The organism is Streptomyces sp. MMG1121 (assembly GCF_001280015.1).
Classification (GTDB): domain Bacteria; phylum Actinomycetota; class Actinomycetes; order Streptomycetales; family Streptomycetaceae; genus Streptomyces.
Genome location: NZ_LGDV01000152.1, coordinates 39641 through 51777, shown reverse-complemented (window position 1 = coordinate 51777; position 12137 = coordinate 39641). Strand labels below are relative to the sequence as shown.

Sequence of the window (12137 nt, the reverse complement as noted above, 5' to 3'; positions counted from 1 at the left end):
GTGCCGACCCAAGGGGCTTCGGCCGCGACAGCCGAAGCCCCGATTCCCGGGAACATCATCCTCAGGAGGTGACGAAGACCCGGACGTCCCAGGCGCCGAGGCCCACCGATGTGCCGACGGGAATGGCGCGGCCGTCGAGGACGGCGGTCAGCTCACCGGGCGCAGGGACGGCGGCTTCCTGCCAGCTCCAGCCCGCCTCCCAGCGTCCACGCCGCCTTCAACCACTACGCGGGGGCGGACAGGAGCATGCAGGGGGAAGAGGCCCGCCCGCCCGCAAGCGCCGGCCTCCCTCCCCGGACGGAACGTGTCACCGCGGGTCGGTCAGGCCGTCGTACCGGTGACCGAGGTTCCGGACTTGGCCATGTAGTACGTCGCGGTGGTGCCGCTCCAGAAGTGGAAGGCGAGCTTCAGGCGGTTGCCGGACAGGGTGTAGTCCCGGCCCTTGGCCACGTCGGTGCCGCCCTGGCCAAGTCCGCGGAAGGCGGCGCCGTTCGGGTTCAGGGTGAGTGTCCGGTCCGTGACCGGTCCGTCCCCGGGGACGAAGACCATGTCCGAGGAGGCGGTGCCCGAGGTTGTGGTCCAACTCCACCGGATCTGCTGGAACGGTCCGGGGTCGTGCCACTTCATCGAGGTGCGGTCGAAGAAGGATCCGTTGTCCCACAGGAGCGTGGCCACGCCCCGGGTGCAGGCCGCGGCGCCGAACGCCTCGAAGTACTTCAGCATCTCGCCGCGCTCCACTCCGCCGGACGGGCCGAAGTCGCAGCCGAGCACGCCGTACTCGCCGAACATCGTGGGGATGCCCCGGGCCAGGAAGGTGTCATGCACCCGCTTGAAGACCTTGGCCAGGTCGGTCCGGGCCGGGCCGTCGAAGCGGGTCTGGCCGGCGAGGTTCACGCTGAACGGGTAGCAGCCGTCGTAGTGCACGCTGGCGACCATCCGCGGGTCGTGAAACGACCTGATGGTGGCGGCCAGGTCGTCCATCAGGGACTGGTTTGGAGTGTCGCCGAGCGTGGGCAGCACCAGCAGCCACTGGGCGTTGCCTCCGCCCGATCCGCGCACGATGTCGTGGAAGGAAGTGGAAGCCCTGAGCGCGGATCTTGTCCATCAGGGACTTGGTCACGCACGGCATGCCCCATGAGGTCTCGTCGGGGACGGCGTCCAGGCTGTTGCCGAGGTTCCAGCCCGGCTGCATCGCCGCCACGGCCGCCGTCACGCCGTCGGGGTACCCGGGGCGCCGCGGACGCCTGGGGCCGGGAATCGTCGCCGAAGGTCCCGAAGACCGCGCCGTAGGCCAGAAGGCGGCCACCGTCACGTTCCGGTTACCGTGTGCCGGTGGGGGTGACCAGGAGGCTGCAGGGCATCGCCGGTGCAGTGGGCGGGTCCTGGTCCGAGATGGTGAGGTCGGGGAGGCGGCGGGGGTGAGGGTGCCGCGCAGGTGCTCCTCGCCGGTCAGGCGGGCGGCGTCGGCGGTGTGTGGAGGGTGCGGGCTTCGCAGGTGATGGCGTGTTCGGGGCCCTTGACGCCGATGACGGTCTGGCGGGTGGTCATGCCCCGGCGCGACGGCGTGGGCGCGCTGTTCGGGGCCGGCCTGGCTGCAGTTTTCCGTCACCAGCGTGCTGACGGACAGGCCGGGGTTGCGTGGCCGAGGCCGGCCGCGGTGGGCGTGGTTCGGTGTCAGACAGTTCGGGCTGCGGCGGTGTCGCGGAGGAGTCCGGCGAAGGTCAGCGCGGCAGGGGTGAGAGGGTGGTCGGCCATGCGAACCAGGAGGATGCGGCGGACGGGGGCCGGCGGCTGGAGCGGCAGGACGTTGACGCCGGGGCGGATGCCCTCCAGGGCCAGGGTGGGGGCGAGGGCGACGCCGATGCCGGCGGCGACCATGGCCTGGGCTTCCTGGTAGTCATGGGCCTCGTAGGCGATGTGGGGCTCGAAGCCGACGGCGCGGCAGCCGCGGACGAGGGCTTCGGCCACCGGGTGGTGGTCGGCGCGGGTGATCCAGGGGTCGTGTGCGAAGTCGGCGAGTGAGGCGGATTCGCGGCCGGCGAGTGGATGGTGGTCGCTGACGAGAAGGGCTGGCGGATCATCCAGGAGTGAGGTGACGACGACGTCCTCCCGGTCGATTCGGCTCCAGTCGTAGTCCCACATCAGCGACATCTCGATCTCCCGGTTCTCCAGCATCGTCCACAGTCCGGCGATGCGGGCGCTGCGCACGGTCAGCCGTACGTCGGGGTGGGCGTCCCGGAAGGCGATCACGGCCTGCGGGAGGAGCGAGGCGCCGACGGTGGGGAAGGTGCCGATGCGCAGCGTGCCCGCGCGCAGACCGGCGAAGTCGGCGAGTTCGTTTTCCGCGGCCTGTAGTTCGCGTTCGATCCGTTGCCCTCGTTCGGCCAGCGCCCGTCCGGCGTCGGTGAGGGTGACGCCTCGGGCGTGGCGTTCCAGCAGAGGTTGTCCTGCCTCCGTTTCCAGGCGGCTGATCTGCTGCGATACCGCTGACGGTGTGTAGTTGAGGGCGCGGGCCGTCGCCGTCACCGAGCCGCGCCGGGCGACCTCCGTGAACAGCAGGATGCGCCGGACGTCGAGCATGCCGCCACCTCCAGCGTTCACTTCACCTTAATAGCCATGCAGATTTCCGAGATTGTACTTCACGCTGCCGTAACCCACCGTGGAGGACACCACGCACGGCGAGACCGTCGGTGGACTTCCCCTTCCATGGCTGTGAGGAGTCAGTTGTGCTGCGTCTGCAGGGCGAGATGATCCGCGGAGGAACCAGCAAGTGCTGGATCTTCGACCACCGCGACGTGGCCGCCACGGGCGTGGACGTCGACGCTCTGCTGCTCGCTGCCTTCAACGCCGCCGACCCCCGTCAGATCGACGGCGTGGGCGGCGCCTCCTCCACCACCTCCAAGGCCGCCGTCGTACGGGCGTCGACACAACCCGGTGTGGATCTCGAGTACGCCTTCGCGCAGGTCGGGATCGGCGACGAGCGCGTGGAGTGGGCCAGCAACTGCGGCAACTGCGCCACCGCCGTGGCCCTGTACGCCGTCCACCACTCCCTCGTGCCGATCACGTCGGACACCACGACCGTCCGCATGCTCAACATCAACACCGGGGCCCGCCTCACCGGCACGATCCCCACCCCCGCGGGCGTGGCCCCGGAGGAGGGCACGGCCGTGGTGCCGGGTACCTCGGCGCGGGGCGTGCCGGTCCTGCTCGGGTTCCAGGACCCTGCGGGCTCGACGACCGGCCGCGCTCTGCCGACCGGCCGGGCACTGGACGAGCTGACCGGATCGGACGGCCCCGTCGAGGCATCCCTGGTCGACGCCGGCGCTCCGGCGGCTTTGTTCGAGGCCAAGGCGTTCGGCCTCGACGGCACGGAATCCCTCACCGCGTTCGCCACCGCAGTGCCCCCGCTGACGTTGCTGCGCCGCCAGGCAGCACTGGCCATGGGCCTGGCCCGCGAGGGCGATCCGGTCAGCCACGCGGTGCCGAAAGTGGGCATCGTCGCCCGCCCCACCCCCTATCGCACCACACAGGGCATCCTCGTCAACCAGGACGAGTACGACCTGGCCGTGCGCATGGTCTCCATGCACGCGCCGCACCCGGCGATCGGCCTGACCTCCGCCGTGGCCCTGGCCACGGCAGCCGCCACCCCTGGCACCCTCGCCCACCGCGTCGCCCGGCAGACCGCCGACGGCACGCTGCGCCTGGGCACCCCCGCCGGCGTCGTCACCACCCAAGCCGTCCCCTCACCGGACAGCGAGTCCCCCACGGTGCTGCTGCACCGCGCCGCCCGGCGTATCGCCCGAGCCGAACTCCTCGTTCCCGTCCTGGAAGGACGCCCCGCATGAGCCGCAACGACGCCGCCCCGGGTACCGTCACCGCACCACCGGGCCGCATCCGCCGGATGCTGTCCCACCTCTATGTCCAGTGCCTGATCGCCGTCCTCCTCGGCGCCGCCGTGGGCGGGCTGTGGCCGTCCGTCGGCACTGACCTCAAGCCGCTCGGCGACGGCTTCATCGCGCTGGTGAAGATGTTCATCGCGCCGATCATCTTCTGCACGGTCGTCCACGGCATCGCCTCCATGGGCAACGCCCGCGCGGTCGGCCGTGTGAGCCTGAAGGCTCTGGTCTACTTCGAGGTCCTGACCACTGTGGCCATGGTGATCGGCCTGGTCGTCGTCAACGTCGTCCAGCCGGGCAGCGGTCTGCACATCGACCTCTCGACCCTGTCCGCGAAGGGCCTGCCGTCGGAGGCGACCACGGCCCACGAGGGCTTCGCCGTCTTCCTCCTCGCCATCATCCCGGCCACCCTGGTCAGCGCCCTGACCGGCAACGAGATCCTGCCGGTGCTGCTGGTGTCCGTGCTGTTCGGCTTCGGCCTGCACGCCGGCGGAGAGGACGGCCTGAGCATCGCCCGGGGCGTCGAGAAGTTCTCCTCGGTCCTGTTCACGCTCATCCGCTGGATCATGCGGCTGGCCCCCATCGGCGCGTTCGGCTCCATGGCCTTCACCATCGGCAACTACGGCCTGGGCACCCTGCGCCACCTGGGCCTGCTGGTCGGCTCGTTCTGGCTGACCGCCCTCCTCTTCGTCCTGGTCGTCCTCGGGACCGTGATGCGCCTGAACGGACTGCGGCTGCTGCCCTTCCTGCGCTACATCAAGGAGGAACTGCTGATCGTCCTGGGCACCTCCTCCACCGAGCCCGTCCTGCCGCGCATGATGGCCAAGCTCCAGCACGCGGGGGCCTCGAAACCGGTCGTCGGCATCACGCTGCCCGCCGGGTACTCCTTCAACCTCGACGGCACCGCCATCTACCTGACCATGGGCTCGGTCTTCCTCGCCCAGGCCCTCGGCATCCACCTCGGCCTCACCGAGCAGCTGACCATGCTCGCCGTCATGCTGCTCACCTCCAAGGGCGCCGCAGGCGTCACCGGCTCCGGCTTCATCGCCCTGGCCGCCACCCTCAGCGCCGTCCCGCACGTCCCGGCGGCCGCCCTCGCGTTGATCTTCGGCGTCGACCGGTTCATGTCCGAAGCCCGCGCCCTGACCAGCCTGGTCGGCAACGGCGTCGCCACCCTGGCCGTCGCCCGCTGGGAGGGCGAGCTGGACGAGGACCGCGCCAAGGCCGTCCTGCGCGGCGAGATCCCCTACGCCCCTGCCCCCGCCCTTTCTGCGGTGACAGTCGAGCCCGATCCGAAGCAGACGCCCGCACCCGACGCGACGATGCCCGAACCAACCCGCGACCCCGTCCCCGCCACACGTTGACCTCCCATGGGCGGGCCGGTCCGGGGCGTCTGCTGTGGACCCGCCCGCCCACTTCTCAACGGGACGTCGTACTCACCGCCCAGACGACGCTGCCCGCACCAAACCCTTAAGACTCGGTACGCGATTCAGGTCGGGCGCGCTGACCTCGTCGATCGGCTGGTGGCGATCAGCAGGCGATCCGGCGGGCGAGCACGAGTTCGCCGCTGGAGCGGCCGCCACATCTCCCCCTCGCCGATCGTGTGTTCCCCGCGGATCCGTGTCCGGGACTGCCGTCAGCGCACCTCCCCCGCCGAGCAGCTGCGGCCGTGTCCTTCTGCTCCGTCTTGTCGGACACGAACGCCCCACGGCCGGGCGTCCGGCCGTGGGGCGGCGGACCTGGGTCTCGGTGCTTTATCAGCCGCCGGAGGATCACACACGATGAGCCTTCACCTCGACGAACGGCGAGGCAGGTGTACGGGCGCTGTTCGAGGCGCGCCATCAGACATGTGTGCCAGCACGCCAGTCGGGGAGCGTCCAGTGGAAGGCCCGCCCGGCGGGCAGCCGGCCGCCGGCTCCGGCCGGCCCGCGTGCAGCTTCTCGCCCAGCAGCGGCACCAGCAGCTCCAGCGGACAGTCCTGGAGCAACATGGACACGTCACAGCGGCCGATCCTGGCCCTCTCCGCGATCAACAGCGCGACCATCTGTGGTCGGACCAGCCGCGCTCCGGACAGCAGCGCACCGAGCAGCCGTCCGCCGAAGGCCGCCGCCCCGTCCACACTTTCCTCGCCCATGGCCCGGTCCGCCACCACCTTCCTGCCCCGGCTCCGGTCACCGCGCACGTCTGGCCGCTCCGTCTGCGGTTGTGGAACTCCGACCTGACCGCCGATGTCACCTTCGCCTCCGTGGGCACACTCGCCAGGACCGCCCGCAGCGACGGACGGCCACCACCACTGCGTACAACGGGGCTACGGCATGCCCGCTGAGCACCTCGGTGACCACCCCACCCGCCACCGCGGAGGACGGCACGAGCGCCCAGACCACTGTGAGCCTTTGCCTGGGGCCGCTGGACAGTTCGGCGGCGACCACTCGTCGTAGCGCTCGTATCCGAGGACGCTGACGGGTCGCGGACTCGGTCCACGTGGGGCAGTCGGTGGGCGGCGGCGAAGTAGCGCAGGTGCTGCTCGACGGTGACGACCTGGCCGCCGTGTACCGGATGACGAACTCCTCGGCCGCGTGGCGGCGTTGCGGGGTCAGGCACACGTGGCCAACGCGGTCGTTGATCCGCGCCAGTGGTTCTCGCGCACCCGTCAGGAAAGACTCCACTGCTGGCTCGTCGCGCCGGTGCCCGCTTCCTGGTCCACGGCCGCCCCGCTGGTGGTCGAGGCGGTCGCGACGCCGATGTCCAGGTCGCTGCCCACGCCGACGAGCATGTAGGTGCTGCCGGTGTAGCTGCCGACGAGGTCGAGGAACCATTCCTGGTTGGCGCCGCCGTTGCAGGTCCACTGCTCCAGCTGCAGGCCGGCGGCGGTCGACTGGTTCGGCACGTCCAGACACAGGCCGCTCTTCACGCTCCTGAGCGTGTAGATGTTGTCCGCCACCCGCGTGAGCGTCCACTGCTGATTGGTACCGTCGGTGGACGGCCACTGGATGATCTTGGCGCCGTTCGCCGTGGAGCCGCTCGACACGTCCATCGGCATGGAGCTGTTGACGTTCTTCAGGGTGTGGACGCCCTCAGCGGGGATCCCGCTGCCGGCCGTCCAGGTTCCCGCTGCGGTGTCGAGTGACCAGGTCGGGTACTGGCCGAGGTTCACGGTCGTTCCCCTGATGGTCAGGGGCAGCCAGATCAGTTTCGACGCGCCGAGGTCGGAGGTGTTCCAGCGGTCGCCGGCGTAGATGTAGGTGGTACCGGAGGAGCCCTGGACGGTGATGACGTTCGCCGTCTGGCTGCCGTAGGTGTGGGTGCCCGGTGCGGCCAGGTCACGGAACGACGACCAGGGGCCGCCCAGTGACGTGGTGGTGGCGTAGATGTTGTCGTTGAGGCCCCAGCCCGTCAGGTGCGAGCCGAAGACGTAGTAGGTGCCGTTGACCTTGACCATGGCGGGCGCCTCGACACTGCCGCTGCCGCTGCTGCCGAGCACCGCCACAGCGCTGTCCACGGACAGGTAGTCGGCGGACAGCCTGTCGATGCGCAGGCCGTTGTCGCGGTCCTCGCTCAGCAGATAGGCGGTGCCGTCGGTGTCCTGGAACAGGCCGAGGTCACGGCTGAGGTTGCCCAGCGGCCGGAAGCTTCCCCGGTAGGTGTACGGGCCGCACGGGGTGCTGCTGGTGGCCACGCCGACCTTGGCCTCGGAGTAGTTGGTGCTGTCGATGTGCATGTACATCACGTAGGTGCTGGTGGAGGCGTTGTAGATGACCTTGGGTCGCTCCACGACGCGGCTCGGCCCAAGGTCGCCGCTGTTCTGCTTGGCCAGGGCGACGCCACGGTGGGTCCAGTTGGCCAGGTCGGTCGAGGTGTAGCACGGGATGTCCTGGAACGACGTGTCCGACGACGTCTCGCCGGTCTTGTCCTCGCCGAAGCCGTACCAGGTGCCGCCCACCTTGATGATGCCGAGGCCGTGCAGTTGGAGCGCGTTCCCGTTCTGATCGGTGCGTACGGCGCCCGTGGTGAACGACACCGAGGCCGCGTGCGCCTCGGCCGCCGGAAGTAGGAGCGCAGCAATGCCTCCCAGCAGGGTCAGGAACGCGGCGGCTCTGCGCCGCCATCGGCTGGCGGACGTCCGGGGAACTCCCTTGAACATGTGCGTCCCTGTCTGTCGAGGCTGACGATCCCTTGATGTCGGCGGGAACCAATGAGAGTCGTGACATGTTCGCGGCGTCAAGGACGGCGTTCGAATTTGTTTAAGCTTGACCGCCTTAACGGTGCATCCAGTTGGGCCCACCGGGGCCGCAAGTAGGCCGGACTGTCCAGGATTTCGGACATGCAAGAGGCGGACACGAGGGGTTGACCTCTGGATCGGGGCGGGCGTAGAAACCTTGCCACGGTCAGAATCTGTTACTTGCTGGTTGAGTTTGTTGGAAATCAGACCCATGCGAGGTGGACCGACTGTGAATGCGACAGGGCGTCAGGAACCCTCCCGCCGTAGGGTGCTCAAGGGCGCGGCTGTCGCCGCAGTGGCAGGCGGTCGAGGTAGGCGGCGGCTACTACAAGCTGGTCAACCGCACCAACGGCATGGTCGCCGACGGCTGGGGGGCCACCGGCAACGGTTCAGCCGCCAGGCAGGCGCCATGGAACGGCGGCGCGACCCAGCAGTGGACGATCACCCACCGAGGCGACGGCCGCCACACGATCGCCAACCGCACCACTGGCCTGGTTCTCGAGGGCGGTGGCGACGTGGCCTCGGGCTCCGCCACCAACCAGTGGGTCTACGGGAGCAGCACGAACCTGCTGTGGACCTTCACGGCGCTGTGACTCTCGCGCTGGCATGACAAGCGGATACGGCGAGCGGTCTGCCCGTCGGCGGTGACCGAGGTGTTACTGCCGGAGACGACGACGCGGGTGACGCCTTCGTAGCCGTATGCGCCGCGCGCCCCAACCACGTCCCCCGACACATCAGAGCCACCCGAATCCGGGAGTACACCCATGTCGTCAGGAAGAAGACTGTCCCGCCGTACCCTGCTGGGCGCCGCGGGCGCCGCTGTGGCCGCGAGCGCGCTCCCCGTGGTTCCCGGCTTCTCCCGCCTGCTCCCCCAAGCAGCCGCCGCGGACCTCCAGACCAATCTCAGCAATCTGGTGAACATGCGGTTCGGCATGTTCAACCACTTCAACATGGGCACGTTCACCAATCAGGAGTGGGCCTCCCCGCGCCAGAACCCCGCTCTGTTCGCGCCCACGGCGGTCGACTGTGCCCAGTGGGCGGCGGCGGCCGCGGCGGCGAAGATGAGCTACGGCGTCCTGACCACCAAGCACCACGACGGCTTCTGCCTGTGGCCCAGCGCCCACAACAACTACAACGTCGCCCACAGCTCCTACAAGCAGGACATCGTCGCGCAGTACGTGACCGCTTTCCGGTCCCGGGGCCTCAAGGTCGGCCTGTACTTCTCCATCTGGGACCGCACCTACAGCGTGCAGGCCTACGACACCCGCCACAAAGTCGCCTCCGGCCAGGCCATCCAGCCCGGCGACATCACCTACATCCTCAACCAGATCACCGAACTGCTCACCAACTACGGCACCATCGACATGTTCGTCACCGACGGCTACGCCTGGCAGATGGGCCAGCAGGCCGTGCCCTACCAGCGCATCAGGGAACATGTGAAGTCGCTGCAGCCCGACATCGTGATGATCGACCACGGCGGGCTGTCGGTGCCCTTCCTCGGCGACGCGATCTACTTCGAGGAACCACTCGGCATCACCTCACCGGCAGGCAACACCTACGCATCGCTACAGGGCCAGACGATCAGCAACGGGTGGTTCTGGCATCCGACGACGCCCACGACCGATCCGATGAGCAGGGACTCGATCCTCTCCCACCTGGCGGACCTGGAGCCCAAGTACACCTCGTTCATCCTCAACTGCCCGCCCAATCGCAACGGCGTGCTGGACACCAACATCGTCAACCGGCTCTCCGAGGTCGGCGCCGCCTGGAGCGGCCCGCACACCTCCCGGCCGCCCCTGCCCACCCAGATGCTCCGCGCCGAACACCCGGTCACCCCCGTGTCCGCCTACGCCACCGCGTACCACACCGGCGAAGGCCCCCTGAACGCCATCGACGGCCTCAGTGACCGGAACTTCGAGACCTGCTGGTCCACCTGGAACCTCCCGCTGCCCCAGAGCATCACCATCGACCTCGGCGGCGTCTGGAGCAACATCTCGACCCTCGAGTACCTGCCCAAGCAGTGGAACCGCACCAACACCACCGACGGCGACATCACCGCCTGCACCATCTGCACCATCTGCACCAGCACCGACGGCATCACCTTCACCCAGGTCGCCACCGCGCGCTGGGCCGGTGACCACACCACCAAAGTCGTCGAATGGCCGGCCCGCAACACCGCTTTCGTCCGCGTCCAGGTCACCGCCGACACCGGCGGCTACGCCAACATCGGCAACCTGCGCATCGGCGGTCGCACCGCGACACCCACCCTGGTCTCCCCCCTCTTCCCCGGCGACGGAACCATGTACCGCCTCGTCGCCCACCACAGCGGCAAGGTCGCCGACGTCTCGGGGGGCGGCACCGCCGACAACACCCCCATCCTGCAGTCGTCCTGGCGGAACCAGGCCAGCCAGAAGTGGACCATCGCCCTGGCCGACAGCGGCTACTACAAGATCCGCAACGTCAACAGCGGCAAGCTCATGGAAATCGGCGGACTCTCCCGCGTGGACGGCGCGGGCTCCGACATCTGGGTCGACACCGACGCACCCCAGCAGCACTGGGCCATCACCCCCACCGGCGGCGGCTACCACCTCCTCACCAACCGGCTCAGCGGGCTGTCCCTCAACGTCGACAGCGGCTCCACCGGCGACGGAGCCGCCGTCAACCAGTGGACCTACTCCGCCATCCCCCGGCAGCAGTGGCAGATCATCCCCTCCTGACAGGGGATCGAAAGAGACGTGCACCCGCGCGCTCAGATGCCGAAGGCAACGCACATCCCGGGCAGTTGGTCGAGGGAAGACGCCAAAGCGCTGCTGGAGTACGGGCCTGCATCCAGGTGTGGTCAAGCCAGGACGCGGCACCTGACCGATCCCTACGCGTCTTCAACTCCAGAAACCACGAAGCGATCCATGCCGCGCGTCTTGTTAAATATTGAACGGACTCCTAGAGTCCGGCGATAGAGGGAGTGCGGGACAGCTCCCACACCCCATGTCATCCGAGCGATGGAGCCGCGATGCCAACCGCACTTCTCAGTCCGGGACGCCTGATAGTTGCCGCCTCGGCCGCGCTGTCACTGCTTCTCCTGGGACAGCCGCAAGCCCACGCGGCGTCCTGGGGAACTCCCCAGACCATCAACGCGTGGAACACCGTCAACGGACGGTGGACCGCCAACAACGAGCTGGAGACCTACACTCCCGACTGCGTCTGGTACGAGGGGAACACCCTCGTCATCAAGACCTACAAGTCGGGCAGCACGTACTACTCGGGCCGCGTGGAGTCCAAGGCGCTCTACGGCTACGGCACTTACAGCTTCACCGCGAACATGCCCAATGGCCAGGGCCTCCTGCCCGCGGTATGGGCCGCCTACCTGAATCCGTGGCTGCCCGAGTTCGACGCCGCCGAAATCGTCGGTCAGAACCCGAACACCGTTTACCAGACCTTCCACGACCCCAACAACACCCAAACCCAGTTCTCGAAGACGAATTCTGCGGGCTGGACCAACAGCTACCACACGTACTCATTCACCTGGTGGCCCGATCACATCGACTTCGCCGTGGACGGCACCGTCACCGGCACCAAGTGGTACACCACTGCCCCGGGTGTCGGGATGCACTTCATCGTCAACACCGCCGTCGGCGGCGACTGGCCGGGCGACCCCAACAACTCGACATGGGCCACAGCAGACGGCGCGAGGTACCTGAAGGCCTCCTCGATCACGTACACCCCGTACTATCCGTGAGTGGTTCCGCTTCAGGACCCGAACGTGCGGGATGCCGAAAGGGTGCTGGTCGGCGCCGTCGTGGGAGCGTCACAGGTCTCCGTTTGCTGCCCATGTAAGCGGTGCCATGGACGAAGACGTGTGGCCCCGTCCGCGATCCACAGGTCACCGGTGACGCCCGGAACCGCCCTGAGCTGCCCGTCAACCAGGCCGGCGGCCCGCGCGGTGGAGTGCCTCCCGCTGTTGGTGCTGGTGTACGGGTGCCGCCGCGGTGGTCGAGAGGAACGGCAGCGGAAGATCGTCGCGC

At 68.7% G+C, this 12137-nt stretch carries 8 protein-coding genes and 1 pseudogene; 5 read left to right on the top strand and 4 right to left on the bottom strand.

Annotated features, from left to right (window positions below):
• Positions 1 to 321 precede the first annotated feature (321 nt).
• Positions 322 to 1059, bottom strand: coding sequence for a X2-like carbohydrate binding domain-containing protein (locus ADK64_RS14985; protein ID WP_053659050.1), 738 nt, complete (start codon positions 1057 to 1059; stop codon positions 322 to 324).
• Positions 1060 to 1674: 615 nt separating this feature from the next.
• Positions 1675 to 2580, bottom strand: coding sequence for a LysR family transcriptional regulator (locus tag ADK64_RS14980; protein WP_053659048.1), 906 nt, complete (start codon positions 2578 to 2580; stop codon positions 1675 to 1677).
• 146 nt (positions 2581 to 2726) lie between these two features.
• Between ADK64_RS14980 and ADK64_RS14975 the strand changes: the two genes are divergently transcribed.
• Positions 2727 to 3845, top strand: a complete 1119-nt coding sequence (locus tag ADK64_RS14975; protein ID WP_053659046.1) for a PrpF domain-containing protein — start codon at positions 2727 to 2729, stop codon at positions 3843 to 3845.
• Positions 3842 to 5260, top strand: a complete 1419-nt coding sequence (dctA, locus tag ADK64_RS14970; protein WP_053659044.1) for a C4-dicarboxylate transporter DctA — start codon at positions 3842 to 3844, stop codon at positions 5258 to 5260. Before ADK64_RS14975 ends, dctA begins: the two co-directional genes overlap by 4 nt.
• 425 nt (positions 5261 to 5685) lie before the next feature.
• Here dctA and ADK64_RS14965 read toward each other — a convergent pair whose 3' ends face one another.
• Both ADK64_RS14965 and ADK64_RS14960 read right to left on the bottom strand, forming a co-directional pair.
• Positions 5686 to 6078, bottom strand: coding sequence for a hypothetical protein (locus ADK64_RS14965; protein ID WP_159046254.1), 393 nt, complete (start codon positions 6076 to 6078; stop codon positions 5686 to 5688).
• A 468-nt stretch (positions 6079 to 6546) separates the two neighbouring features.
• Positions 6547 to 8037, bottom strand: a complete 1491-nt coding sequence (locus tag ADK64_RS14960; protein WP_053659040.1) for an RICIN domain-containing protein — start codon at positions 8035 to 8037, stop codon at positions 6547 to 6549.
• Positions 8038 to 8408: 371 nt separating this feature from the next.
• On the opposite strand from ADK64_RS14960, the pseudogene ADK64_RS14955 reads away from it, so the two are divergent.
• The 3 genes and pseudogenes from ADK64_RS14955 to ADK64_RS14945 all read left to right on the top strand — a co-directional run.
• Positions 8409 to 8708: pseudogene (locus tag ADK64_RS14955) on the top strand (RICIN domain-containing protein); the annotation flags it as partial.
• Positions 8709 to 8879: 171 nt separating this feature from the next.
• Positions 8880 to 10832 (top strand): RICIN domain-containing protein, encoded by a 1953-nt coding sequence (locus tag ADK64_RS14950; RefSeq protein ID WP_053659036.1) that lies wholly within the window; start codon positions 8880 to 8882, stop codon positions 10830 to 10832.
• Between the two features lie 293 nt (positions 10833 to 11125).
• Entirely contained in the window at positions 11126 to 11851 is a 726-nt protein-coding gene (locus ADK64_RS14945; RefSeq protein WP_053659034.1) for a glycoside hydrolase family 16 protein, read from the top strand.
• Positions 11852 to 12137: the final 286 nt, after the last annotated feature.